Origin of the sequence: Streptomyces flaveolus (assembly GCF_044765825.1) — a bacterium.
Taxonomy (GTDB): Bacteria; Actinomycetota; Actinomycetes; order Streptomycetales; family Streptomycetaceae; genus Streptomyces; species Streptomyces flaveolus.
Genome location: NZ_JBIWKU010000004.1, coordinates 78,035 through 100,741 on the forward strand (window position 1 = coordinate 78,035; position 22,707 = coordinate 100,741).

Sequence of the window (22,707 nt, forward strand, 5' to 3'; positions counted from 1 at the left end):
AGCGGTGGGGGTCAGAGGACCTTGGCGAGGAAGTCCCGGGTGCGTTCGTGCCGCGGGTGGTCCAGCACCTCGGTGGGCGGGCCCTGTTCGACGATCCGGCCGTCGTCCATGAAGACGATGCGGTCGGCGACCTCGCGGGCGAAGCCGATCTCGTGGGTGACGATGACGAGGGTGGTGCCGCTGGTCGCCAGGTCCTTGATGACGGCGAGGACCTCGCCGACCAGTTCGGGGTCGAGGGCCGAGGTCGGCTCGTCGAAGAGGATGATGCCGGGCCGCAGGGCCAGGGCGCGGGCGATGGCGACGCGTTGCTGCTGACCGCCCGAGAGCTGGCGGGGGTAGGCGCCGGTCCGGTCGCCGAGGCCGACGCGGGTGAGCAGGTCGCGGGCCAGTTGCCGGGCCGCGTCGCGGGGGAGCTTTCCGGTGGCGACGGGGGCGGCGGCGACGTTGTCGAGGACGGTCAGGTGCGGGAACAGGTTGAAGTTCTGGAAGACGAAGCCGATCCGGCCGCGCTGGCGCAGGATGGCCCGCTCGCCGAGCTCCTTCAGCCGGGTGCCGTGGCGCCGTACGCCGATCGGCTCGCCGCCGACGCTGACGTGGCCGACGTCGGGCTTCTCCAGGTGGTTGACGACCCGCAGCAGCGTCGACTTGCCGGAGCCGGACGGGCCGAGGACGACGGTGACCTCGCCGGGCCGTACCGTCAGGTCGATGCCGTCGAGCACGTGGTGGGTCCCGTACCACTTGTGGACGCCGTGCACCTCGAGGGCGGCCGGGGTGATGTCGGTGGCGGTGATCATACGGCGGCCTCCCGGCGCAGCCGGGCCCTGACCTCGGTGAGGCCGGCGCGCGCCTTCTGCAGGGGCGTCGGCGGCAGGCTGCGGGTCGCTCCCCGGGCGAAGTACCGCTCGACGTAGAACTGGACGACGGACACGGCGCTGGTGAGGAGCAGGTACCAGACGGTGGCGACCAGCAGCAGCGGCACGATGTCGCCGGGGTAGGTGCTGCCCATGGTCTGCACCGAGCCGAACAGGTCGAGCAGGGACACGTAGAACACCAGGGACGTGCCCTTGATGAGGCCGATGAGCTGGTTGACGTAGTTCGGGGTGATGGACCGCAGGGCCTGCGGCAGGACGATCCGGCGGAACTGGTAGCCCTTCGGCAGGCCGAGGGCCGCGGCCGCCTCGTGCTGGCCCTGGTCGACGGAGAGGATGCCGCCGCGGACCACCTCGGAGGCGTAGGCCGCCTCGTTGAGGCTGAGGCCGACGACGGCGACGGCCAGGTCGGTGGCGAGCCGGGACTCGTCGAAGGTCACGAAGGCCGGTCCGAAGGGGACGCCCAGGCTCAACGTCTGGTACAGGGCGGAGAAGTTGTAGAGGAAGATCAGGACGACGATCAGGGGGACGGACCGGAACAGCCATGTGTAGGTCCAGCTCACGGCGCGCAGGACCGGGCTGCCGGAGAGCCGGGCGAGGGCGAGCAGGACGCCGCCCAGCAGGCCGAGCACGGCGCTGAGCGCGGCCACTTCGAGGGTGATGAGGAGGCCGTCGAGGATGGTGGGGCGCAGGAACCAGTAGCGGAAGCGGTCCCACTGGTAGAAGGGGTTGGTGGCCAGGCCGTGGACGATCTGGGCGACGACGACCAGGACGGCGGCGGTCGCGATCCAGCGGCCGGGCCGGCGCAGCGGCAGCACCCGCTGTGCGGTGGGTGGCCGGGGGCTGTCGGTGGCGGGCGGTGCCTCGACGAGGGACACGGCGGCGCCCGGGGGTTCGCTCATGGGAGGACTCCGGTGGATTCGGACACCCCGGGGTCGTGCGGACGGCGGTGGGCCGCTACGGCGCGGTGGCGCGGCGGGAGCCGCTCCGGAGCGCGAGGCGGCGCACGGGGCAGGGCACGGGACCGAGGCGGGACGGACAACGGCACACCGCGTGGGCGGTGTTCGTCGTGGCCGGGCTGCCGCTGCGAGGGCTGGGGTCCGGGAAGGAGGTCAGCCCCGGCGGCGGCCGCGGCCGCGGTCGGTACACAGTGCGCTGCTGACGCGGAGCAGATCGACGGTCCGGTCGGCGACGAGTGGGCTCGGGTACGGGCGTACGGCGCCCTGGGGGCGGCGGTCCGCCGTCCTGGAAGCTGCGTACATGTCCGTCACCGTCACTGTTCCGGCCCCGTGGGCCTCGCGCTTACCGAAGTGTCATCCGGTCCGGTCGTCACCTGGGGCACCCCACCGCGGAGCGAGGGTTGCCGGTCAGCAAGCCAGGGCTTGTCGCTGACGCTCATGACCGTTCTTGGTCCGTAAGTAAGGCAGTTGACCGTGCTCGTGTCAACGCCGTTCCGTCAGGTGGGACGGCCCCCGAGGTGGCGCGCGAAGGCCGGGTGCGCGCTCAGGCGCCGCACGTGGGACCACAGGGCGGGGTGGCGGTCCGTGCGGTGCGCGGTGTCGAGCCGGGTCAGGGCCACCCACACCTCGACGTCGGCCGCGGTGAGCCGCTCCCCCAGGACGTAGGGGCGGTCGGTCAGCCGTTCCTCCAGCAGGTCCAGCACCGCCGGGTCGGCCGCCCGGGCGCAGAGCAGCTCGACGGCCTCGATCGCCGCGTCCTCGCCGCGCGGGTACAGCTCGGGGCCGGCGGAGGCGAAGTGCCGGGCGAGGTCGCGCATGATGTCGGGCGCGTGGGTGCTCACGATCCGGCCCGACCAGTCGTCGCTGAGCACCGGCGCGACGGCCGGGCCCCGGTAGTGGTGCGCGCTCGCCTCGTACAGCGGACGCAGCGCGGGGTGACCGCCGTCGGCGCAGTCGGCGCCGGGGTCGAGGAGGGTCACCGGGCACACCTCGTCCAGCCCGAGCGCGCTGTGGACGACGGCGATGCGCAGACAGTCGTCGTGGCCGGGCGACAGGTGGAGGCGGTAGCGGCGCGGCACGGCGTAGTGGCCGCTGCGGGGGTCGCGGCCGATGCGTCCCCGGAAGGCGGGGGCGGGGGCGAGCGGGATGACGGACATGGTTCTCCTCGGATGCGGGGGGCGTGGAGACACGCGCGGCGGAAGCGGCGGCGGCCGGCCGCGAGCGGGCACGGCTCGGCCCGGCTCGGCTCGGTTCGGCTCAGTCCTGCGGCCTGATGGCGCTGCAGACGCGGAGGAGGTCGATGTGGCGGCGGGAGGTGAGCAGAGGGGACGGGTGCGGCGTACGGCCCGCGTCGGCGACGGCCGGCTCGATGCTCCCCATGTTTCCCTACCCGTTCACTAGGATTACCTGGGAAGTGTCGGCCGGTGTCCGGGGTGCGTCAAGGGGGCGTCCACGCTGTGGTCCGCCGCGTGCGGGGCCGGCACGAGAAAGGGCCCCCGCGAGCCATTGCTCGCGAAGACCCTTCGCCACCGTCGGGACGACAGGATTTGAACCTGCGACCCCTTGACCCCCAGTCAAGTGCGCTACCAAGCTGCGCCACGTCCCGGTGTGCGTCGCACGGTCCGCTGGTGACGGTTTCCGTGTGATCACGCAGGTCAACCCTACCCCATCCGCCGGGCGGGGCGGAGTCGCCGGCCGTCCCCCCGCGGAGCGCCCGGCGAGGATCGGATGGGCCGCGACTGAGCAGAGGCCGGCCGTACAGCGGCCAGTCGGCGCGAGCCGTCTGGATGATCACATCGCGAGACGGCATTGCGTCCCGCCCGCCGCCGGGCGTTACCTCGCACGGTGCGAACCGAACGACCCGAACACCTCAGTGACCGGCCCACCGGCGACCGTCCCACCGGCGACCGCTCCGCGCGCCGTGCCGTCACCGTCTTCCCCCTCCTCGTCCTCGCGGCGGGCGCCCTCGGCCTCCTGCTGCCGGGGAGTTTCACCGGGTGGGGCGAGGCGGTGCCGTACCTGCTGGGCGTGGTGATGTTCTGCATGGGCGTCACCATGACGCCGGAGGACTTCCGCGGGGTCGCCCGGCGTCCCTGGGCGGTGGCCCTCGGGCTGGTCGCGCACTACGTCATCATGCCGGGGCTCGGCTGGGCGATCGCCCACCTGCTCGACCTCTCGCCGCAGCTCGCCGCCGGCGTGATCCTGGTCGGCTGCGCGCCCAGCGGCACGGCCTCCAACGTGGTGACCTATCTGGCCCGGGGCGACGTCGCCCTGTCGGTCTCCGTCGCCACCGTCTCCACGCTCGTCGCCCCGCTGGTCACCCCGCCGCTGACGCTGCTGCTGGCCGGTGAGTACCTCCCGGTCGACGCCGGTTCCATGGTCACGGACATCCTCAAGACGGTGCTGCTGCCGATCCTCGCGGGCGTCGTCGTACGGCTCGTGGCGGGGCGGTACGTGCGGCGGGCGCTGCCCGCGCTGCCATGGCTGTCCGCGCTGACGATCTCCGTGATCGTGGCCGTGGTCGTCGCGGGCAGCGCCGACGCCATCAAGTCGGCGGCCGGGACGGTGTTCCTCGCCGTCGTGCTGCACAACGGCCTCGGGCTGGCGCTCGGATACGGCGCGGGGCGCCTCGGCCGGCTCGGCGAACCGGCGAGCCGTGCCATGGCCTTCGAGGTCGGCATGCAGAACTCCGGCCTGGCGGCCTCGCTGGCCACCGCCCACTTCAGCCCGCTGGCGGCGCTGCCGGCCGCGGTCTTCTCCGTCTGGCACAACGTCTCCGGCTCCCTGACCGCGGCCTGGCTGTCACGCCGGGGGCGGTGACCCGCGGTCGGCCCTCCGGCAGTACGGTACCGGCACCTTGGAGGAGGGAACCGAGTTGAGCACCCCGGGAACCACGCGGCCCGCCTCACCCGTGCGTGCCGTCGCCGACGGGACGGCCGGCTCGTGAGCGCCCGCCGGCGGATCGTCGCCGTCCGGGCGGGGCTGTGCCTGGCCGGCCTCGCCGCGACCGCCGCGCTCCGCGCCGATCCGTACGCGGACGGGCCCAGGGCCCCGGGCGAGGATCCGACTCCCGCGGAGAGCCACGCCGTCGACTGCGCGGAGATCGCCGACCGCGTCGCCCGGGAGCTCCGGGAGCACGACGAGGCACCGGGGCGGGCCGCGTCCCCCACGTACCGGAGCGACACGGCCTTCACGGTGACGCTGGTGCCCGAGGAGTGCGCGGACGAGCTGGACGCCCGCGGCCTGTCGTCGTCCTGACCGTCGGGGCACCCCTTCTACGCCGACGCCGGCCCCGCGTCCTCGCGTCGGCCGGCGTGCGTCCCCCTGCCGCCGGGGCGGTCAGCGCGCGCCGGCCGGCGTCTGCTCCGCGCTGTCGCCGACCGGCCTCGTGCGCAGGGCCGCGATGCCGACGAAGACTTGGTCGAAGTGATGAGGCCGACACGGAGCGGCCCCTCATCCGCCCGACGACGGCGCACGGCACGACGAAGTGTCCGTTCACGCCCGCGGATACGGCACACCCTGTCGCCCCCGCGGCCCCCTCCGTCCCGGCTAGCGTCGCCGCATGACCCACAGCTTCGTTGTCCACGTCCCCGACGCCGAGCTCGAACCCGAGCCCCTCGCCCCCGACCGGATCGTGTCCGGCACCCCCGAGGTCACCGGCAAGGTGGTGTGGGAGTCGGCGGACGGCCGCCAGGCGCGCGGCATCTGGCAGATCACCCCCGGCGTGGTCACCGACACCGAGGCGGACGAGCTGTTCGTCGTGCTCAGCGGCTCCGCCACCATCGAGGTGGAGGGCGGCCCGACGCTGACGGTCGGGCCGGGCGACCTGGCCGTCCTGCGCGAGGGCGACCGGACGACGTGGACGGTGCACGAGACGCTGCGCAAGGCGTACGCGATCAACCTCTGACAGGTCACCCGGACAGGGCTGCCCCGCGGCACGTCTCCGCCCCGCCCGGGACGCGCCCGAACCCCCTTTGTCCTGTCAAACGGTTGACATGATGCGGAGGGTCCGCACAGGGTGGCCTCGACAGATCACGGTCCGGTCCTCGAGGGGCTCTCATGGTGGATGCGCTCGGTGTCGCCGTCGTCGGATTCGGCTGGATGGGCCGGGTGCACACCCGGGCGTACGCCCGCGTCCGGCACCACTATCCGCGGCTGCCGCTGCGTCCGGAGCTGATCGCGGTCGCCGAGGAGGTGCCGGGCCGGGCCGAGGAGGCCGCCGCGCAGTTCGGGTTCGCCTCCGCCACCCGCGACTGGCGCGACGTGGCCGCCGACCCGCGCGTGCGGGCGGTCAGCATCACCGCGCCGAACTTCCTGCACCGGGAGATCGGCGTGGCGATGGCCGAGGCCGGCAAGCACATCTGGATCGAGAAGCCGGTCGGCCTCACCGCCGGGGACACCCGCGCCGTGGCGGACGCCGTGGCCGAGGCCGGCGTACAGAGCGCCGTCGGCTTCAACTACCGCAACGCGCCCGCCGTCGAGACCGCCCGCGAGCTGATCGCGTCCGGGGAGATCGGCACCGTGACGCATGCCCGCATCCGTCTGTTCAGTGACTACGCGGCCCACCCCGAGGGGGCGCTGACCTGGCGCTACGAGCGGGAGCGCGGCGGCAGCGGGGTGCTGGGCGACCTGGCCTCGCACGGCGCCGACCTGGCCCGGTTCCTGCTCGGCGACATCGCGTCCCTGACCGCCGACACCGCGGTCTTCCTGCCCGAGCGGGCCCGGCCCACCGCCGCGACGGCCGGCCACGCACGTGCCTCGGGCGGCGAACCCGGCCCGGTGGAGAACGAGGACTACGTCAACTGCCTGCTCCGCTTCGCCTCCGGAGCCCGCGGCGTCCTGGAGGCGTGCCGGGTCTCGGTCGGCGAGCAGAACAACTACGGCTTCGAGGTGCACGGCACGCGGGGCGCGGTGTTCTGGGACTTCCGCCGCATGAACGAACTGGGTGTCAGCCGGGGCACGGCGTACCAGGACCAGCCGGTCAGCACGGTCCACGTCGGCCCCGGGCACGGCGAGTTCGCCGCCTTCCAGCCGGGCGCGGCCAACGCCCTGGGCTACGACGACCTGAAGGTGGTGGAGGCCCACCGCTTCCTGCGCTCGATCGCCGAGGGCGTCCCGTACGGCGCCACCCTGACCGACGCCGTGCACAGCGCGGCCGTACTGGACGCGATGGCACGGTCGGCCGAGCGCCGGGCCTGGGTCGAGGTGCACGCCGAGGAGTGACCTCGGGCCCGGCGGGCGGGAGCGGACCCCCGCCGGCCCGCCCGCGTACCCACGACGGCAACCACACACAAGGAGCAGCGGAACCCATGCGCATCGGAATCCTCGGCCTCGGCCGCATCGGCACCTTCCACGCCGAGACCCTCTCCGGACTCGACGCCGTCGGCTCGCTCGTCGTCGCCGACCCGTTCGCGGACGCCGCGCGGGCCGCCGCCGAGCGGTTCGGCGCCGAGGTGGCCCCCTCGCCCGAGGCGGTGCTGGCCGCCGGGGTGGACGGCGTGGTGGTCGCCGCCGCGACCGACGCCCACCCGGGCCTGATCCTGGCCGCCGTCGAGGCCGGAGTGCCCGTCTTCTGCGAGAAGCCCGTCGCCCGCACCATGGCGGAGGGCGTCGAGGTCCTCAAGGCGGTCGCGGGCCGAGACGTGCCGGTCCAGATCGGGTACAACCGTCGCTTCGACGCCGGGTTCGTCGCGGCGCGGGCGGCGGTGCGCAGCGGCGAGCTGGGCACGCTCCACACCGTGCGGTCGACCACGCTGGACCCGGCGCCGCCGCCGGCCGCGTACGTCGCCGCCTCCGGGGGCATCTTCCGGGACTGCTCCGTGCACGACTTCGACATCATCCGCTGGGTGACGGGCCGTGAGGTGAGGGAGGTGTACGCCGTCGGCGGCAACCGGGGCGCCGAGCACATCCGCGAGGCGGGCGACGCCGACACCACGGGCGCGGTCCTCACCCTGGACGACGGCACGATCGCGGTGGTCTCCAACAGCCGCCACAACGCGCGGGGGCACGACGTCCGCATGGAGATCCACGGCTTCGCGGACTCCATCGCCGTCGGACTGGACGACAAGCTGCCGCTGCGCTCGGTCGAGCCCGGCGTCACCTTCCCGGCCGGTGTCCCGCACGACTTCTTCATGGACCGCTTCGCCGCCGCCTACCGCGCCGAACTCACCGCGTTCACCGAGGTCGCCGCGGGTACGCGCCCCTCCCCCTGCACGATCGAGGACGCGCTGGAGGCGGGCTGGATCGCCGAGGCGTGCACGCTGTCGCTGCGCGAGCACCGCCCCGTGACGGTCGCGGAGGTACGGCGGGCCTGAGCACACCCCCGCAGCCGCGGACCGGCCGGCCCTCCCGGTGGCGGTCAGCCCCGGCGCTCGGTGATGTTCACCATCCAGGGGATGCCGAACCGGTCCGTGCACATGCCGAAGACGTCGCCCCACATCTGCTTCTCCAGCGGCACGGCGACGGTGCCGCCGTCGGAGAGCTTCTCCCAGTAGCCGCGCAATTCGGCCTCGTCGTCGCCGCTGAGGCTCACCGAGAACGTGTTCCCGGGGCTGTACGCCATGCCGGGCGGCATGTCGGCGCCCATCAGGGTGAAGCCGCTCGGCGTCTCCAGCATGCCGTGCATGATCTTGTCGGCCTCCGGGGCGTCGGCGTCGCCGAACGCTCCGAAGGTGTTCAGCGCGAGGGTCCCGCCGAAGACCTGCTCGTAGAACTCCATCGCCTGGCGGGCGTCGCCGTCGAAGCTGAGATACGGATTGAGGCGCGAGGGCATCAGAACCTCCCAAAACGGGACGAACGGACAGTTCCTTGCACGCTAGCCCGTGGCACGGACGACGGCTCGCCGAGCGGGAGGCGGGGGCCGGGCCGTCAGGCGCCGCAGGAGCGCAGGAACCGGCGGGTGCGGATCGCGATGGGCAGTGGCTTGTCCGGTGCGCAGGGGTACATGTCCTGCTCGACGATGGCGAACAGGTCCACGCCCAGCCGCTGGGCCGCCGTGAGCACCGGGCCCAGCTCGGGGACGCCGGACGGCGGTTCGCACATCACCCCGCGCTGGACGGCCGGACCGAACGGCACGCCGTTCGCGCGCACGCCGGCGAGGATCTCGGGGTCGACCTGCTTGAGGTGGAGGTAGCCGATGCGCTCGCCGTAGGTCTCGATGAGTTTGACGCTGTCGCCGCCGCAGTAGGCGTAGTGGCCGGTGTCCAGGCAGAGGCCGACCAGGTCGGCGTCGGTGGAGTCGAGGAAGCGCTCGACGTGCTCCTCGGTGTCGATGTGGGTGTCGGCGTGCGGGTGGACGACGATGTCCAGGCCGTAGGTCTCCCTGACCTGGTGGCCGAGGCGTTCCATGCCCTCGGTCAGGTGGGTCCACTGCTCGCCGGTGAGCTCCGGCGGTTCGAGGATCTCGGCGGTCCTGTCGTCGCGCCAGAAGGACGGGATGACGACGAGGTGGGTCGCGTCCACGGCCCGGGCGAGGGCGGCGACGCGGCCGACCTGTTCCCAGGTGGCGTCCCACTCGGTGGGGCCGCGGTGCAGGCCGCAGAAGATGGTGCCCGCGGAGACCCTGAGCCCGCGCCGGGTCACCTCGTCGGCGAGCCGGGCCGGGTCGGTGGGCAGGTAGCCGTAGGGGCCCAGCTCGATCCACTCGTAACCGGCCTCGGTGACCTCGTCCAGGAAGCGTTCCCAGGGCACCTGCCGGGGGTCGTCGGGGAACCAGACGCCCCAGGAGTCGGGGGCCGAGCCGACGCGGATGCGGTCCAGGGCAGCGGGCATGTCAGGCCTTCCCTTCGGCGGTGTCGGACGCGGCTGCGCGGGACGCGGGAACCTCCGGCTCCTCCCCCGGGAGTGCCGCCGTGTCGACCCCGCCGACCTGCGCCAGTTCGTGCTTGAGCGCGGCGAGTTCGGCGCCGCCGGCCATGTGGTTGGTGAGTTCCTCGACGGTGATGCCGGCCCGGGCTGCGCTGAGTTCGAGGGTGCCCAGGCGCAGCACGCTGAAGTGGTCGCCGACCAGGTAGGCGTGGTGGGGGTTGTGGGTGATGAAGATGACGCCGAGACCGCGTTCGCGGGCGGCGGCGATGTACTTGAGGACCACGCCGGACTGCTTGACGCCCAGGGCGGCCGTGGGCTCGTCGAGGATGAGGACGCGGGCGCCGAAGTAGACGGCGCGGGCGATGGCGACGCACTGCCGCTGGCCGCCCGAGAGGGTGCCGATGGGCTGTTCCAGGTCGTCCAGGGCGATGCCCATGTTGCGCAGTTCCTCGTCCGCGGTCTTCTTCATGCGGGCGATGTCGAGGCGGCGGACGGGCCAGGGACCCTTGGTCATCTCGGAGCCGAGGAAGAAGTTCCGCCACACCGGCATCAGCGGCACGGTGGCGAGGTCCTGATAGACGGCGGCGATGCCCCGGGCGAGGGCGTCGCGGGGGGTGGTGAAGCGCACCGGGTCGCCGTCGACGAGGAGGTCGCCCTCGGTGTGCTGGTGCAGCCCGGAGACGATCTTGATGAGGGTGGACTTGCCGGCGCCGTTGTCGCCGAGCACGCAGGTCACCCGGCCGGGGTGGACGGTGAGGTCGACTCCGTGCAGGGCACGGATGTTGCCGTAGGACTTGCCGGCGCCGCGCAGTTCGACGAGCGGCCGGCCGGCGTCCCCGGGGGCGGTGTCCGCCAGGACGGCGCCCTGGGTGCCGGTGGTCTTGCTGGTCATTTTCCGATCACCTCCGGGTCGCCGCGCGGCGGACCCACAGATTGATGAGGACGGCCCCGAGCAGCATCACTCCGAGGAACGCCTTGAACCAGTCGGGGTTCCATCCGGCGTAGACGATGCCCTGGTTCACCATGCCGAACATGAAGGCGCCGAAGACCGGGCCGATGGCCGAGCCGTAGCCGCCGGTGAGCAGGCAGCCGCCGATGACGGCCGCGGCGATGTAGATCAGCTCCTGGCCGACGCCCTCGCCGGACTGCACGGTGTTGAAGGAGAACAGCTGGTGCATGCCGACGAACCAGGCGCCGAAGCCGACCAGCATGAACAGCGTGATCTTGGTGAAGGTGACGGGGACGCCGACCGCGCGGGCGGACTCCTTGTTGCCGCCGACGGCGAAGACCCAGTTGCCGTACTTGGTGCGCAGCAGCACCCAGGTGGCCAGCGCGGCGAAGACCAGCCACCACACGACGGTGATCTTCACCTGGACGCCGCCGACGTCGAAGGACGAGGCGAAGAGCGCCTCGGCCTGGCCGAAGCCGTCCATGTCGCTGATGTCGTCGGTGGCGACGTTGCCGGTGACCAGTTTGGTGACGGCGAGGTTGACGCCCTGGAGGATCAGGAAGGTGCCGAGGGTGACGAGGAAGCTCGGCAGTCCGGTTCTGACGAGCACCCAGCCGTTGAACGCACCGACGCCCAGGGAGACCACGAGGGCGACGATCACACCCATCCAGACGTTCATGGTCAGCTGGTAGCTGAGCATGCTCGCGGTGAGCGCCGAGCTGACCACGGCGACACCGGCGGACAGGTCGAACTCGCCGCCGATCATCAGCAGGGCGACCGGCAGCGCCATGATGCCGATGGTGGACGACTGGTAGAGGACCGTCGCCATGGAGCTGCCGTCGCGGACCGAGGGCGCGGCGATCAGGAAGAAGACGTAGACGGCGACGGCGCCGAGGAGGACCCCGACCTCGGGCCGGGCGAGCAGCCGCAGCGCCAGGGGGCGCTGCCGGGTCCGCCCGTCGCCGGGTCCTGGGCCGGGGGCCGGCGGTGCGGTCACCGCCGGCTCGGCCTGCGGGGTCGTGCTCATCACCGGGTGCCCTTCGAGGCGAACTCGGCGACGGACGTGACGTTGGACTTGTCGACGAAGGCCGGGCCGGTCAGCACCGGCTGCTCACCGCCGCCGCTGTAGTTGCCGTTGTTCTTGTAGAGCCACAGGCCGTCGACCGCCAAGTAGCCCTGGAGGTAGGGCTGCTGGTCGACGGCGAACTCGATGGTGCCCTTCTCGATGGCGCCGGTGAGTTCCTTGTTGAGGTCGAAGGTGGCGACCTTCGCCTTGCTGCCGGTCTCCTCCACCGACTGCGTCGCGGTCATGGCGAACGGGGCGCCGAGCGTGACGACGTGGTCGATGGCGCCGTCCTGCTTCAGCTTCGCGGTGACCGTCGACTTCACGGACGGCATGTCGGTGCCGTTGACGTAGAGGTTCTCGACCGAGCCCTCGAAGGTCTTCTTCACGCCGTCGCAGCGCTGGGTCAGGCCGACGTTGCCCTGTTCGTGGATCACGCAGACGGCCTTCTTCGCGCCGACCTCGTTCAGCTTCTTGCCGAACGCCTCGCCCGCCACGCTCTCGTCCTGCCCGAAGAACTCCGTCAGGCCGAGCTTCTTCCAGTCGGCGAGGCCGGAGTTGAGGCCGACGACGGGTATCCCGGCCTGCTCCGCCTTGGCGAGGACACCGCGCAGGGCGTCCGGCTTGGCGAGGGTGACCGCGATGCCGTCGACCTTCTGGTCGATCGCGTTCTGCACCAGGTTGGCCTGGTTGCCCGCGTTGGGGTCGGCGGAGTAGACGAGCTTGATGTTGTCCTTGGCGGCGGCGGCCTCGGCGCCCTTGCGGACGATGTCCCAGAAGGTGTCGCCGGGCGCCTGATGGGTGACCAGGGCGACCGTCATGCGGGGGGTGTTCGCCTTGCCCGCGGAGGCACCGGAGTCCCCCTCTTCGTCGGCCTTCTTGCCCCCGGAGCTGCTGGAGCAGCCGGCGAGGGTCAGCGCCGCCGCCGCGGCGAGGGCCACGGCCGGGGCGAATCTGCGGGAGCGGGCGTGCGAAGAGCGGACCATCTTTCCTGCACCTCACTGTGCGACGGGGAGCCGTGTGTCGGACCGGAGAAGAACGGCTGTTGCGCTGGGACCGGATACAAGTCCTTGAGGGGCCCGCTGTCAATACTTTGTCAAGACATCATTTCACGAGCTAGTCCGAATGTAAGTACAAACTCTTGACAGGGTCGTCCCGCAGTCCTACACCTGGGAGGCGGCAGGCCCCCCGCCCAGCCCGAGGAGCGTCGCACATGGCCGAGTCAGTCCGGCATTTCGATCTGATCACGATGGGCCGCATCGGAGTGGATCTCTATCCCCTTCAGACGGGTGTATCCCTCGCGGAGGTCGAGACCTTCGGCAAGTTCCTCGGCGGTTCGGCCGCGAACGTGGCGGTCGCCGCCGCCCGCCTGGGCCGTGCCACGGCCGTCATCACCCGCACGGGCGACGACCCGTTCGGCGGCTATCTGCACCGGGCTCTCAAGGAGTTCGGCGTCGACGACCGCTGGGTCACGCCGGTCGCCGCGTACCCGACGCCCGTCACCTTCTGCGAGATCTTCCCTCCGGACGACTTCCCGCTGTACTTCTACCGCCGGCCCAAGGCGCCCGACCTGGAGATCCATCCGGAGGAACTGGACCTCGACGCGATCCGCGCGGCCCGCGTCTTCTGGATCACCGGCACCGGACTGAGCGAGGAACCGAGCCGTACGGCCACCCTGGGCGCCCTCGCCCACCGCGCCAGGGCCGGGATCACGGTCTTCGACCTGGACTGGCGCCCGATGTTCTGGGCCGACCCCGACCGGGCCCGCCCCTACTACGCCGAGGCGCTGCGGCACGCGACCGTCGCCGTCGGCAACCTCGACGAGTGCGAGATCGCCACGGGCGTACGCGAGCCGCGGGCCTGCGCCGAGGCACTCCTGGCCGCGGGCGTGGAGCTGGCCGTCGTCAAGCAGGGCCCCGAGGGCGTCCTCGCCGTGCACCGCGACGGGCGGACCGCCGAGGTGCCTGCGGTGCCGGTCGAGGTGGTCAACGGCCTCGGCGCGGGCGACGCGTTCGGCGGCTCCCTCTGCCACGGCCTGCTGTCCGGCTGGGACCTGGAGCGGACCATGCGGTACGCCAACGCGGCCGGCGCCCTCGTCGCCTCCCGACTCGCCTGCTCCTCCGCGATGCCCACTGGGGCGGAGGTCGACGGCCTCCTCGCGCGATCCACTCCCTGAACGGAGCGTTGCCTTGTCCCTCAGCATCCCCGACCTCACGGCGGTCAGAGCCCGGCACCCGGAGGCCATCGCCGAGGCGGCGGCCCGCCGGGTACGCCGTCCGCTGATCGGCGACTCCGGGCGCCTGATGATCGTGGCCGCGGACCATCCGGCGCGCGGCGCGCTCGGCGTCGGCGACCGGCGGCTCGCCATGGCCAACCGGGCCGACCTGCTGGAACGCCTGTGCACCGCGCTGTCGCGGCCCGGCGTCGACGGGGTGCTCGCCACCGCCGACGTGCTGGAGGACCTGCTGCTGCTCGGGGCGCTGGAGAACAAGGTCGTCATGGGCTCGATGAACCGCGGCGGTCTCGCGGGCGCCGCCTTCGAGATGGACGACCGCTTCACCGGGCACCGCGCCGAGGACATCGCCCGCCTGCGCTTCGACGCGGGCAAGCTGCTGCTGCGCATCGACTACGACGATCCCGGCTCGCTGGCCACCCTGGAGTCCGCGGCCCGCGCGGTCGACGCCATGGCGGCACGCGAACTCCCCGTGTTCGTGGAGCCGTTCGTCTCCCGCCGGCTCGACGGCCGGGTCCGCAACGACCTGTCCGCCAAGGCCGTCACCCACTCCGTCGCCATCGCCTCGGGCCTGGGCGGCACCTCCGCCTACACCTGGCTGAAACTGCCCGTCACCGATGACCCGGACGACATGGGCGAGGTCCTGGAGACCTCCACGCTGCCCGCGGTCCTGCTCGGCGGCGACATAGGCGGCTCCCCCGCGGACCAGGCCGCCGCCTACGAACGCTGGCGCAAGGCGCTCAGGCTGCCCACCGTGCAGGGCATGGTCGTCGGCCGCTCGCTGCTCTACCCCGCGCAGGGCACGGTGGAGCAGGCGGTGGACACCGCCGTCGGCCTGTTGTGACCCGGGGAAGGTGACGCAGGAGCCGTGACACAGGACAGGACAGGAGAGGACCCGATGACGTATCACCTTCCCGCGGGCAAGGCGGCGGGCGGCCCGTACGCCGTGGACGTGACACCCGAGAAGGCCGGCTGGGGCTACTCCGGTCTGCGCGTGCTCCACCTGCCGCCCGGCGGCAGCCACACCTTCGACAGCGGCGACAGCGAGTGGATCGTCCTCCCCCTCGGCGGCGGCTGCACGGTCGCCACCGCCGACGACTTCGGCCGGGACACCTTCGAGCTCACGGGCCGCGCCTGCGTGTTCGACGGCGTCACCGACTTCGCGTACGTACCCCGGGACGCCCGTACGACGGTGACGTCCGCCGACGGCGGCCGGTTCGCCCTCACCGGCGCCCGCTGCACCCGCCGCCTGCCCGCCCGCTACGGCCCGGCGTCATCGGTGCCGGTGGAGCTGCGGGGCACCGGGAACTGCTCGCGGCAGGTCAACAACTTCGCCGCGGCGGCCCCCGCCGGAGGCGCTGATGGACAGGGTTTCGAGTGCGACAGGCTGATCGCGGTCGAGGTGATCACGCCGGGCGGCAACTGGTCCTCGTTCCCGCCGCACAAGCACGACGAGCACCGCCCCGGCGAGGAGTCGGTGCTGGAGGAGATCTACTACTTCGAGTTCGCCGGCCACGAGGGCACCCCCGGCCTCGGCTACCAGCGGGTCTCGCCGTCCGGGCGGGGACGGGGCACGGACGTGCTGGCCGAGGTCCGTGACGGGGACGTGGTCCTGATCCCCGACGGCTGGCACGGACCGTCGATGGCCGTACCGGGCCATCACATGTACTACCTCAACGTCATGGCGGGTCCGGAGGCCGAGCGCGCCTGGCTGATCCGCGACCACCCCGACCACGCCTGGATCCGCGACACCTGGTCCGGCCAGGCGGTCGACCCCCGGCTCCCCCTCTACACCGCACCGGAGAGGTCCGCATGAGCACCGTCACGCGCCGACTGACCACCGCCCAGGCACTGGTGCGCTTCCTGGCCGCCCAGTACACCGAACGCGACGGCGCCCGGCACCGTCTGATCGCCGGCACCTGGGGCATCTTCGGCCACGGCAACGTGGCCGGCCTCGGGCAGGCACTCGTCGAGTACGCCGGCGTCATGCCGTACCACCAGGGCCGCAACGAACAGGCCATGGTGCACGCGGCCGTCGGCCACGCCCGCCAGCTCAACCGGCTCTCCGCGCAGGCGGTGACGACGTCCATCGGCCCGGGCGCCACGAACCTGGTCACCGGCGCCGCCCTCGCCACCGTCAACCGTCTGCCGGTCCTGCTGCTCCCCGGCGACTACTTCGCCTCGCACGCGGCCGACCCCCTGCTCCAACAGCTGGAGCACCCGGCCGAGGGCGACGTGTCCGTCAACGACACCCTGCGCCCGGTGTCCCGGTACTTCGACCGCGTCACCCGCCCGGACGCCCTGATCGCCTCCGCGCTCCGGGCGATGCGGGTGCTGAGCGACCCGGCCGAGACCGGCGCGGTCACCCTCGCCCTCCCCCAGGACGTGCAGGCGCAGGCGTACGACTGGCCGGAGGACTTCTTCGCCGACCGCGTCTGGCGCGTACGGCGTCCCGCCCCCGATCCGGCGGAACTGGCCGAGGCGGTCCGGGCGGTCCGCGCCGCCGAGCGCCCGCTGATCGTCGCGGGCGGCGGCGTCCACCACAGCGAGGCGGAGGAGGCGCTGAGGGCGTTCGTGGACGCCACCGGCATCCCGGTCGCCTCCACCCAGGCCGGCAAGGGCTCCCTGCGCCACGACCACCCGGCCGACCTCGGCGGCATCGGCCACACCGGCACCGCCGTCAGCGACGACCTGGCCCGCACCGCGGACCTGGTGATCGGCATCGGCACCCGCTACTCGGACTTCACCACGGCCTCCGGCACCCTCTTCCAGCGCCCGGACGTCCGCTTCGTGAACCTCAACGTCACCGCCTTCGACGCCCACAAGCTCGCCGCCCGCACCCTGGTCTGCGACGCGCGCACCGGCCTCACCCTGCTGACGGACGCCCTCACGGGACATCGGGTGGCGCCGTCGTACGAGGCGGAGTACCGCGCGGGCAAGGACCGCTGGGAGCGGGTGGTGGAGGCCGCCCTGACGGCGGACGACGACAACGCCGTCCCCACGCAGACCCATGTGCTGGGCGCGCTGGACGCGGTGGTGGGCGACGAGGACGTGGTGATCAACGCGGCCGGTTCGCTCCCCGGCGACCTGCACAAGCTCTGGCGGGCCCGCTCCGCGCGCCAGTACCACCTGGAGTACGGCTACTCGTGCATGGGCTACGAGATCCCGGCCGCGCTCGGCGTGCAGCAGGCGGCGCCCGGGACGCCCGTGTGGGCGCTGGTCGGCGACGGCACCTATCTGATGAACCCGACGGAGATCGTCACCGCCGTGCAGGAGAACCTGCCGGTCAAGCTGGTCGTCGTGCAGAACCACGGCTACGCCTCCATCGGCGGCCTGTCCGAGTCGGTCGGCGCCGAGCGCTTCGGCACCGCCTACCGCCATCGCGCCGCCGACGGCACCTTCACCGGCGCCCCGCTGCCCGTCGACCTCGCCGCCAACGCGGCCAGCCTCGGCATGGAGGTGCTGCGCGCCAAGACGGTGCGCGAGCTGCGGGAGGCGCTGACGGCGGCCCGGGAGGCGACCCGCCCGACCTGCGTCTACGTCGAGACGGACCCGGCGGCGACCGCTCCCGGCGCCGAGGCCTGGTGGGACGTTCCGGTGGCCGAGGTCTCCGCCCGCCCGGCCGCCGCCGACGCCCGCGCACAGTACGAGCGTGCCCTCGCCGACCGCCGCCACCACCTCTGACGTTCCGTCACTCACGCAAGGGAGGTACGTCCATGGCGAAGACCGGCGGCCCCGCGCGTGCCGTGACCGCCCCCGCGTCCGGCTCGCTGGACTTCGTCCTGGACCGCGGCAGTCCGGTGCCGCTGTACCACCAGCTGGCCCAGCAGCTGGAGGCGGCGATCGAGCGCGGCGTCCTGACGCCGGGGAACCTGCTGGGCAACGAGGCCGACCTCTCGGTCCGCCTCGGCCTGTCCCGGCCCACCGTCCGCCAGGCCGTCCGGTCGCTGGTCGACAAGGGGCTGGTGGTCCGGCGGCGCGGGGTCGGCACTCAGGTGGTGCACAGCCGCGTCAGACGCCCCCTGAGGCTGAGCAGCCTGTACGACGACCTGGAGGCGGCCGGGCAGGGTCCGGCCACGCGGGTGCTCCGCAACGAGACCGTCCCGGCCGGCGCCGGCGTGGCCGCCGCCCTGGGCGTCGCGGAGGGCGCCGGGGTCACCGTCCTGGAACGGCTGCGCCTCACCCACGGCCGGCCGGTGGCCGTGCTGTGCAACTACCTGCCGGGGGGCCTCCTGGACCTCGACACGGGCCGCCTGGAGTCGACCGGCCTGTACCGGATGATGCGCGCGGCCGGCATCACCCTGCACAGCGCTTGTCAGACCGTCGGCGCCCGCTCGGCCACCCGCGAGGAGGCCGCCCGCCTCGACGAGGGGGAGGGCGCCGCCCTGCTGACCATGCGGCGCACGGCGTACGACGACACGGGACGGCCGGTCGAGTACGGCACGCACCTCTACCGGGCGTCCCTGTACTCGTTCGACTTCCAGCTGCTGGCCGGACCGTGAGCCTCACGCGCGTTCGCGGGGTGGGGCGAACGGGCCCTCCAGTGCCGCCCACTGGAGCAGCATGATGGTCTTGGCGTCGGCGATCTCGCCGGTCCGGATCATCTCCAGGGCACGGGGGAAGGGCAGTTCCAGGGTCTCGATGTCCTCGCCCTCCTCGCGCAGGCCGCCGCCCGCGTGGGTGCGGGTGGCGGGGCCGTAGGCAGCGGCGTAGAAACTGACGCGTTCGGTGACCGAGCCGGGGCTCATGTACACGTCGAAGACGTGCCGGACCTCGCCGACGGTGTGCCCGGTCTCCTCGACGACCTCGCGCCGCACGGCGACCTCGGGGTGCTCGTCCTCGTCGTCGAGCACCCCGCCGGGGGTTTCGATCAGCATGCCGTCGGGGTGTCCGTTGACGTACACGGGCAGGCGGAACTGGCGGGTGAGCAGGACCGTTCCGCGTTCGGTGTCGTGGAGCAGCACGGTGGCTCCGTTGCCGCGGTCGTGTGTCTCGCGCTCCTGGGTGCTCCAGGTGCCGTCGGCGCGCCGGAGGTCGAAGGTGGTGGTGCGTTCGACGTACCAGTGGCTGGAGAGGAGCCGGACGTCCCGGATCTTGACGTGCGGGTTGCCGGTCAGGTCCTGGCCGGCCCGGTCGAGTCCGGTGCGGCCCCGGCGGTCCGGGGTGTCGATGCCGGCGGTCATCGGGCGCCGTCCGGCGCTGTCGGGCGGGGCGCTGCGGGGTGGGGCAAGGTGGTCATGCCCGCTTCTATCACCCCGTCCGGCTCCGCACGAAGTCGAGGGAGGAGGCGAAGCAGCGTTCCACGTCCGCCTCGGCCGCCCCGATCCACAGATGATCGGCCCCGGCGACGGTCCGGAAATCGGCCGCCGCGCCGACCGCCTCCAGCGCCGACGCCAGGGCCTGTCCCTGGGTGACGGGGATGACCGTGTCCCCGTCCGTGCAGGATCAGGAAGGGCGGGGCGCCCGGCGTGACCCGGGCGACCGGGCCGGCCTCGCGGGCCCGGTGCGGGGCGTCGGCGGCGGGGGCGCCGAGCAAGCCCGCCTCGGGGGTGCGCGGCGGCGCGGCGGTGAGGTCGGTCGCGCCGTACCGGACGACGCAGCCGCGCAGGGGCGGGCCGGCGGTGAGGGCGAGGAGCGCGGCGAGGTGGCCACCCGCGGACTCGCCCCAGGCGACGACCCGTTCGGCGTCGATGCCGAGGTCGGCGGCGCGGGCGCGCAGCCAGGCCAGGGCCGCGCCGAGGTCGTCCAGCGGGGCGGGGAACACGGCCTCGCCGCTGAGCCGGTGGTCGGGGCAGACTACGGCGGACCCGGCCCGGACGAGGCGGGCGAAGGGTCCGGGCCGCCAGGTGCGGAAGCGCGGGCCCAGGTCGTCGCGCAGCCCGGTGCGCCAGGCCCCGCCGTGCACGAAGACGATGACGGGCAGCGGTTCGTCGGGGGCCTCCTCGGGGAGCCACACGTCCAGTTCCAGGGCCGGCTGCCGTCGTGCACGGCGTAGGGGACCGCGCGCAGCAGCCGTACGCCGTCGGCGGGGTGGGCGGCGGGCGGAAGGGGCGGCGAAGGCGGCCTGGAGCTCGTCGCGGGCCTCGACGTGCGGCGCCGCTCCCTGGCGGACGCGCGCCCGGCGCAGCGGCGCCGCGCACTGACGCATACCGCGAGGCGGCGGGGGCATACGGGTTTCCGGAATCCGCAGTGACGGTTGTCGCGGGACCGCTCGACCGGCCCGCCTGTGAAAGAGGTTGTTCTGTGCTGCTGCCCGCTGAGAAGGACCTGCGCGCGGTGCTGGCCCGTTTCGCCGAGGCCCGCTTCCGTCACGACCTGGAGCCCACCGGCCGTTCGAGCCGAGAGCTGGAAGACACCTCGTACACGCTGTGCGTGATGACGGGCACCCAATCGGTGGACGAGGCCCTCAGCGCCGCCGACGCCCTCCTGGAGCGGCTGCGGGCGGGCCGCGAGCAGGCCGTCAGGACCGACCAGCGTCTGGCTGCTTGACCGGCACAAGGCGGCCCGGCTGGTTCCGTGGCATGACGCGGCTGTCGCCGTTCTGCGGATTCCTCCCGTCGCGTGGCCGGGATATCCAGGAGCATGCGGGGCCGCCGCCGGACTAGCATGCGCAGTTCCGCTGTCCGTCCGCCCTGCGAGGAACCTTCATGCCGGATCGTCCGACCGTTTCCCTCACGGAGCTCTCCGTTTCCGACCGCGAGGCCGGACCCTACGGAATCGCGGCCGGACCGGACGGCGCCTTGTGGTTCACCATGGTCCATCACGGACGGATCGGCCGGCTCACACCCGACGGCGACACCACCTCCTACCAGCTCGAGTCCGCTTCCAGCGGGCCGTCGATCATCACAGCGGGCCCTGACGGCGCACTGTGGTTCACCGAGTTCCGGAGTCATCGCATCGGCCGCATCACCACGGCCGGAGACATCTCCTCCTTCCCGCTGCCGACTTCGGATGCCGGGCCGTTCGGGATCGTGTCGGGCCCTGATGACGCACTGTGGTTCACCGAAGCCGGCGCCGACCGCATCGGCCGTATCACGACCGACGGTCACGTCACCGAGTTTCCCCTCCCGATCACGAAGGCCTTCCCCTCGGCCATCACCGCAGGACCGGACGACCGGCTCTGGTTCACCCTGAATCAGGCGAACGCGATCGGCGCCATCGGCAGCGACGGCGCCGTGACCATCCATCCGTTGCCGACACCGGCCGGCGCCCCGGTCGGCATCACGGCCGGCGCCGACGGCGCCCTGTGGTTCGTCGAGATCGGAGCCGGCCGGATCGGGCGGATCACTCCCGACGGGAAGATCACAGAATTCGCCCTGCCCGACCCCGCGTCACGGCCGCACGCCATCGCCGCCGGCGCCGACGGGAACTGCTGGTTCACCGAGTGGGGCGCCAACCGCATCGGACGGATCACCCCCGACGGCCGTATCGACGAACACGATCTCCCCAGCCCGTCCTCGGAACCCCACGGCATCGTCCAAGGACCGGACGGCGCGATCTGGACCGCTCTCGAGATCGGGAAGATCGCACGCCTCGGTGCGGTCTTTCGCGAGCCGAGGCCGAGCGACTGATCACGGAGGGGAGAGTGGTGTCGGCAGTCCGGCTGAGCGGCAGGCTCTCCGGCGACTTCACCTTCACGCTCAAGCACTGAGCCCTCCTCGGGCCCAGGGCCTGTCCGGCACGATCCGCCGGACAGGCCCTGGGCCTCTCGCCGCGGCAGGGCCCGGACGGACGCACCGCTACTCGGGGCGCCGGGCGGTGGTGAACCGGCGCTGGTAGGCGGCAGGGCTGATGGACAGCTCCCGCGCGAAGACGCGACGCAGGCTCTCGTAGCTCGGGAAGCCGGCCATGGAGGCCGCCTGCGTCGCGGTGTACCCGTGGTCGAGCAGCGACTTGGCGATGTCGAACCGGATCGACTCCACGTACCGGGCGGGTGTACTGCCCAGCTCCTGCCGGAACAGCCTGGTGAGGTGACGGGTACTGACGTTGAGGCGGGTGGCCAGTTCGGTGAGGGAGTAGTCGCCGGCGGGGTCCGCCGTGACCAGGTCGACGACCTTGCGCAGGGCGGGTGAGCGGGGCGCCGGCCCCTGCAAGGGCGCGGAGAACTGTGACTGACCGCCCGCCCGTTGCAGGTAGACCACCAGGGAGCGGGCCACCTCCCGGCTGACGTCCGGTCCGTGGTCCTCCTCGACGAGGGCCAGCGCGAGGTCGATGCCCGCGGTGACGCCGGCGGAGGTGTACACCGTGCCGTCGCGCACGTAGATGGCGTCGGGTTCGACGCGGGTCTTCGGGTGCCGGGCGGCGAGTCTGTCCGCGATCTTCCAGTGGGTGGTCGCCCGTTTGCCGTCCAGAAGGCCGGCCGCGCCGAGGACGAAGGCACCCGAGCACACGGAGGCGACCCGGCCGGAACGGGCTGCCAGCTCCCTGGCGGCTTCCACCAGGTCGGGCGTGACAGGCGTGCCGGGGTAGACGTCTCCGCCCGGCATCAGGAACGTGCCGGGGTCCGGTTGCGTGGCGGCGCTGCCGTCGACGGCGATCCGCATGCCGATCGAGGCCGTGACGTCGGCACCCGTCGTCGACACCAGGGCGATCCGGTAGTCGCCGCCGAGCAGGTTCGCCTCGCCGAACACTTCGGCGGGGCCGGCGACGTCGAGCAGTTTGACCCCGTCGTAGACGAGGATCGTCACCCGATGCGTATCGGATCTCACGGGCCCATCCTGGGATGACTGGATTCGAGTGGTTCATGGCCGGACCGAGGCGGCGCCGAAGGCCGCACGGCCCACATGGTGGAGAACGGACGCACAATCCCTTCGTAGTACATCGCACCG

25 protein-coding genes, 1 tRNA gene, 1 pseudogene and 1 riboswitch are annotated in these 22,707 nt (G+C 72.7%); of the genes and pseudogenes, 13 read left to right on the top strand and 14 right to left on the bottom strand.

The window, feature by feature from the left end; all coding sequences use genetic code 11:
- Positions 1 to 11 precede the first annotated feature (11 nt).
- The 6 genes from ACIRG6_RS13585 to ACIRG6_RS13610 form a co-directional block, all read right to left on the bottom strand.
- On the bottom strand, positions 12 to 794 hold the full coding sequence (locus ACIRG6_RS13585; protein WP_364821943.1) for an amino acid ABC transporter ATP-binding protein: 783 nt from the start codon (positions 792 to 794) through the stop codon (positions 12 to 14).
- A complete protein-coding gene (locus tag ACIRG6_RS13590; RefSeq protein ID WP_350726362.1) occupies positions 791 to 1,771 on the bottom strand; it encodes an amino acid ABC transporter permease in 981 nt (326 codons plus the stop codon). The genes ACIRG6_RS13585 and ACIRG6_RS13590 overlap by 4 nt, the downstream gene beginning before the upstream one ends.
- A 210-nt stretch (positions 1,772 to 1,981) precedes the next feature.
- Entirely contained in the window at positions 1,982 to 2,131 is a 150-nt protein-coding gene (locus ACIRG6_RS13595; RefSeq protein ID WP_403322579.1) for a hypothetical protein, read from the bottom strand.
- A 31-nt stretch (positions 2,132 to 2,162) separates the two neighbouring features.
- A riboswitch (SAM riboswitch) is annotated at positions 2,163 to 2,272 on the bottom strand.
- A 53-nt stretch (positions 2,273 to 2,325) separates the two neighbouring features.
- Complete coding sequence (locus ACIRG6_RS13600; protein ID WP_403322581.1) at positions 2,326 to 2,985, bottom strand: glutathione S-transferase C-terminal domain-containing protein; 660 nt, start codon at positions 2,983 to 2,985, stop codon at positions 2,326 to 2,328.
- A 100-nt stretch (positions 2,986 to 3,085) separates the two neighbouring features.
- Positions 3,086 to 3,208 carry a putative leader peptide gene (locus ACIRG6_RS13605; protein WP_302898758.1) on the bottom strand — a complete coding sequence of 41 codons (123 nt, stop codon included), beginning with the start codon at positions 3,206 to 3,208 and terminating at the stop codon, positions 3,086 to 3,088.
- 152 nt (positions 3,209 to 3,360) lie between these two features.
- Positions 3,361 to 3,434, bottom strand: a tRNA-Pro gene (locus tag ACIRG6_RS13610).
- Between the two features lie 239 nt (positions 3,435 to 3,673).
- On the opposite strand from ACIRG6_RS13610, the gene ACIRG6_RS13615 reads away from it, so the two are divergent.
- The 5 genes from ACIRG6_RS13615 to ACIRG6_RS13635 all read left to right on the top strand — a co-directional run bounded on the left by ACIRG6_RS13615 (position 3,674) and on the right by ACIRG6_RS13635 (position 8,142).
- A complete protein-coding gene (locus ACIRG6_RS13615; RefSeq protein WP_364681329.1) occupies positions 3,674 to 4,648 on the top strand; it encodes a bile acid:sodium symporter family protein in 975 nt (324 codons plus the stop codon).
- A 123-nt stretch (positions 4,649 to 4,771) separates the two neighbouring features.
- Positions 4,772 to 5,086, top strand: coding sequence for a hypothetical protein (locus ACIRG6_RS13620; protein WP_403322583.1), 315 nt, complete (start codon positions 4,772 to 4,774; stop codon positions 5,084 to 5,086).
- A 304-nt stretch (positions 5,087 to 5,390) separates the two neighbouring features.
- Positions 5,391 to 5,735 (top strand): cupin domain-containing protein, encoded by a 345-nt coding sequence (locus tag ACIRG6_RS13625; protein WP_403322585.1) that lies wholly within the window; start codon positions 5,391 to 5,393, stop codon positions 5,733 to 5,735.
- A gap of 152 nt (positions 5,736 to 5,887) precedes the next feature.
- On the top strand, positions 5,888 to 7,051 hold the full coding sequence (locus ACIRG6_RS13630) for a Gfo/Idh/MocA family protein (RefSeq protein WP_403322587.1): 1,164 nt from the start codon (positions 5,888 to 5,890) through the stop codon (positions 7,049 to 7,051).
- A gap of 86 nt (positions 7,052 to 7,137) precedes the next feature.
- Positions 7,138 to 8,142: a Gfo/Idh/MocA family protein gene (locus ACIRG6_RS13635; RefSeq protein WP_403322588.1), complete on the top strand. Its 1,005-nt coding sequence runs from the start codon at positions 7,138 to 7,140 to the stop codon at positions 8,140 to 8,142.
- Positions 8,143 to 8,186: 44 nt separating this feature from the next.
- On the opposite strand, the gene ACIRG6_RS13640 is transcribed toward ACIRG6_RS13635, so the two are convergent.
- The 5 genes from ACIRG6_RS13640 to ACIRG6_RS13660 form a co-directional block, all read right to left on the bottom strand.
- Positions 8,187 to 8,600 carry a VOC family protein gene (locus ACIRG6_RS13640; RefSeq protein WP_318215473.1) on the bottom strand — a complete coding sequence of 138 codons (414 nt, stop codon included), beginning with the start codon at positions 8,598 to 8,600 and terminating at the stop codon, positions 8,187 to 8,189.
- Positions 8,601 to 8,695: 95 nt separating this feature from the next.
- Positions 8,696 to 9,598, bottom strand: a complete 903-nt coding sequence (locus ACIRG6_RS13645) for a sugar phosphate isomerase/epimerase family protein (RefSeq protein ID WP_364681317.1) — start codon at positions 9,596 to 9,598, stop codon at positions 8,696 to 8,698.
- A gap of 1 nt (position 9,599) precedes the next feature.
- The gene (locus ACIRG6_RS13650; RefSeq protein WP_403322591.1) at positions 9,600 to 10,526 is read right to left on the bottom strand and encodes an ATP-binding cassette domain-containing protein; all 927 of its coding nucleotides are present in this window, start codon (positions 10,524 to 10,526) and stop codon (positions 9,600 to 9,602) included.
- Positions 10,527 to 10,533: 7 nt separating this feature from the next.
- Positions 10,534 to 11,610 carry an ABC transporter permease gene (locus ACIRG6_RS13655; protein WP_239764681.1) on the bottom strand — a complete coding sequence of 359 codons (1,077 nt, stop codon included), beginning with the start codon at positions 11,608 to 11,610 and terminating at the stop codon, positions 10,534 to 10,536.
- Positions 11,610 to 12,632 carry a sugar ABC transporter substrate-binding protein gene (locus tag ACIRG6_RS13660; RefSeq protein WP_364681308.1) on the bottom strand — a complete coding sequence of 341 codons (1,023 nt, stop codon included), beginning with the start codon at positions 12,630 to 12,632 and terminating at the stop codon, positions 11,610 to 11,612. Before ACIRG6_RS13660 ends, ACIRG6_RS13655 begins: the two co-directional genes overlap by 1 nt.
- Before the next feature lie 227 nt (positions 12,633 to 12,859).
- On the opposite strand from ACIRG6_RS13660, the gene iolC reads away from it, so the two are divergent.
- From iolC to ACIRG6_RS13685, 5 genes are read left to right on the top strand one after another with little or no spacing between them, the layout of a single operon-like run.
- Positions 12,860 to 13,822: a 5-dehydro-2-deoxygluconokinase gene (gene iolC, locus ACIRG6_RS13665; protein WP_403322594.1), complete on the top strand. Its 963-nt coding sequence runs from the start codon at positions 12,860 to 12,862 to the stop codon at positions 13,820 to 13,822.
- Positions 13,823 to 13,835: 13 nt separating this feature from the next.
- Positions 13,836 to 14,723, top strand: coding sequence for a Cgl0159 family (beta/alpha)8-fold protein (locus ACIRG6_RS13670; RefSeq protein WP_403322596.1), 888 nt, complete (start codon positions 13,836 to 13,838; stop codon positions 14,721 to 14,723).
- 54 nt (positions 14,724 to 14,777) lie between these two features.
- Positions 14,778 to 15,695, top strand: a complete 918-nt coding sequence (gene iolB, locus ACIRG6_RS13675) for a 5-deoxy-glucuronate isomerase (RefSeq protein ID WP_403322599.1) — start codon at positions 14,778 to 14,780, stop codon at positions 15,693 to 15,695.
- Entirely contained in the window at positions 15,692 to 17,563 is a 1,872-nt protein-coding gene (gene iolD, locus ACIRG6_RS13680) for a 3D-(3,5/4)-trihydroxycyclohexane-1,2-dione acylhydrolase (decyclizing) (protein ID WP_365023791.1), read from the top strand. Before iolB ends, iolD begins: the two co-directional genes overlap by 4 nt.
- A gap of 32 nt (positions 17,564 to 17,595) precedes the next feature.
- Positions 17,596 to 18,381, top strand: coding sequence for a GntR family transcriptional regulator (locus tag ACIRG6_RS13685; RefSeq protein WP_364681295.1), 786 nt, complete (start codon positions 17,596 to 17,598; stop codon positions 18,379 to 18,381).
- 3 nt (positions 18,382 to 18,384) lie between these two features.
- Here ACIRG6_RS13685 and ACIRG6_RS13690 read toward each other — a convergent pair whose 3' ends face one another.
- Both ACIRG6_RS13690 and ACIRG6_RS13695 read right to left on the bottom strand, forming a co-directional pair.
- The gene (locus ACIRG6_RS13690) at positions 18,385 to 19,062 is read right to left on the bottom strand and encodes an NUDIX domain-containing protein (RefSeq protein WP_318215464.1); all 678 of its coding nucleotides are present in this window, start codon (positions 19,060 to 19,062) and stop codon (positions 18,385 to 18,387) included.
- Entirely contained in the window at positions 19,059 to 20,027 is a 969-nt protein-coding gene (locus ACIRG6_RS13695; RefSeq protein ID WP_403322603.1) for an alpha/beta hydrolase fold domain-containing protein, read from the bottom strand. Before ACIRG6_RS13695 ends, ACIRG6_RS13690 begins: the two co-directional genes overlap by 4 nt.
- Before the next feature lie 95 nt (positions 20,028 to 20,122).
- On the opposite strand from ACIRG6_RS13695, the gene ACIRG6_RS13700 reads away from it, so the two are divergent.
- From ACIRG6_RS13700 to ACIRG6_RS37735, 3 genes and pseudogenes are all read left to right on the top strand, one after another.
- Positions 20,123 to 20,368: a DUF5133 domain-containing protein gene (locus ACIRG6_RS13700; RefSeq protein WP_364681276.1), complete on the top strand. Its 246-nt coding sequence runs from the start codon at positions 20,123 to 20,125 to the stop codon at positions 20,366 to 20,368.
- Between the two features lie 158 nt (positions 20,369 to 20,526).
- Positions 20,527 to 21,450 (top strand): Vgb family protein, encoded by a 924-nt coding sequence (locus tag ACIRG6_RS13705; RefSeq protein ID WP_403322605.1) that lies wholly within the window; start codon positions 20,527 to 20,529, stop codon positions 21,448 to 21,450.
- Positions 21,417 to 21,530, top strand: a pseudogene (locus ACIRG6_RS37735) (DUF1062 domain-containing protein); the annotation flags it as partial. The gene ACIRG6_RS13705 and the pseudogene ACIRG6_RS37735, both read left to right, overlap by 34 nt.
- Before the next feature lie 88 nt (positions 21,531 to 21,618).
- Here ACIRG6_RS37735 and ACIRG6_RS13710 read toward each other — a convergent pair.
- Positions 21,619 to 22,587, bottom strand: a complete 969-nt coding sequence (locus ACIRG6_RS13710) for a GlxA family transcriptional regulator (RefSeq protein WP_403322608.1) — start codon at positions 22,585 to 22,587, stop codon at positions 21,619 to 21,621.
- Positions 22,588 to 22,707: the final 120 nt, after the last annotated feature.

Excerpts from the sequence above, each read along its gene's own strand:
- iolB (WP_403322599.1), top strand. The coding sequence starts at position 14,778 with ATGACGTATCACCTTCCCGCGGGCAAGGCGGCGGGCGGCCCGTACGCC.
- ACIRG6_RS13640 (WP_318215473.1), bottom strand. The coding sequence starts at position 8,600 with ATGCCCTCGCGCCTCAATCCGTATCTCAGCTTCGACGGCGACGCCCGC.
- ACIRG6_RS13600 (WP_403322581.1), bottom strand. The coding sequence starts at position 2,985 with ATGTCCGTCATCCCGCTCGCCCCCGCCCCCGCCTTCCGGGGACGCATC.
- ACIRG6_RS13630 (WP_403322587.1), top strand. The coding sequence starts at position 5,888 with ATGGTGGATGCGCTCGGTGTCGCCGTCGTCGGATTCGGCTGGATGGGC.
- ACIRG6_RS13595 (WP_403322579.1), bottom strand. The coding sequence starts at position 2,131 with ATGTACGCAGCTTCCAGGACGGCGGACCGCCGCCCCCAGGGCGCCGTA.
- ACIRG6_RS13625 (WP_403322585.1), top strand. The coding sequence starts at position 5,391 with ATGACCCACAGCTTCGTTGTCCACGTCCCCGACGCCGAGCTCGAACCC.
- ACIRG6_RS13650 (WP_403322591.1), bottom strand. The coding sequence starts at position 10,526 with ATGACCAGCAAGACCACCGGCACCCAGGGCGCCGTCCTGGCGGACACC.
- iolD (WP_365023791.1), top strand. The coding sequence starts at position 15,692 with ATGAGCACCGTCACGCGCCGACTGACCACCGCCCAGGCACTGGTGCGC.
- ACIRG6_RS13660 (WP_364681308.1), bottom strand. The coding sequence starts at position 12,632 with ATGGTCCGCTCTTCGCACGCCCGCTCCCGCAGATTCGCCCCGGCCGTG.
- ACIRG6_RS13635 (WP_403322588.1), top strand. The coding sequence starts at position 7,138 with ATGCGCATCGGAATCCTCGGCCTCGGCCGCATCGGCACCTTCCACGCC.
- ACIRG6_RS13685 (WP_364681295.1), top strand. The coding sequence starts at position 17,596 with ATGGCGAAGACCGGCGGCCCCGCGCGTGCCGTGACCGCCCCCGCGTCC.
- ACIRG6_RS13585 (WP_364821943.1), bottom strand. The coding sequence starts at position 794 with ATGATCACCGCCACCGACATCACCCCGGCCGCCCTCGAGGTGCACGGC.
- ACIRG6_RS13645 (WP_364681317.1), bottom strand. The coding sequence starts at position 9,598 with ATGCCCGCTGCCCTGGACCGCATCCGCGTCGGCTCGGCCCCCGACTCC.
- ACIRG6_RS13695 (WP_403322603.1), bottom strand. The coding sequence starts at position 20,027 with ATGCGTCAGTGCGCGGCGCCGCTGCGCCGGGCGCGCGTCCGCCAGGGA.
- ACIRG6_RS13655 (WP_239764681.1), bottom strand. The coding sequence starts at position 11,610 with ATGAGCACGACCCCGCAGGCCGAGCCGGCGGTGACCGCACCGCCGGCC.
- ACIRG6_RS13705 (WP_403322605.1), top strand. The coding sequence starts at position 20,527 with ATGCCGGATCGTCCGACCGTTTCCCTCACGGAGCTCTCCGTTTCCGAC.
- ACIRG6_RS13590 (WP_350726362.1), bottom strand. The coding sequence starts at position 1,771 with ATGAGCGAACCCCCGGGCGCCGCCGTGTCCCTCGTCGAGGCACCGCCC.
- ACIRG6_RS13690 (WP_318215464.1), bottom strand. The coding sequence starts at position 19,062 with ATGACCGCCGGCATCGACACCCCGGACCGCCGGGGCCGCACCGGACTC.
- iolC (WP_403322594.1), top strand. The coding sequence starts at position 12,860 with ATGGCCGAGTCAGTCCGGCATTTCGATCTGATCACGATGGGCCGCATC.
- ACIRG6_RS13605 (WP_302898758.1), bottom strand. The coding sequence starts at position 3,208 with ATGGGGAGCATCGAGCCGGCCGTCGCCGACGCGGGCCGTACGCCGCAC.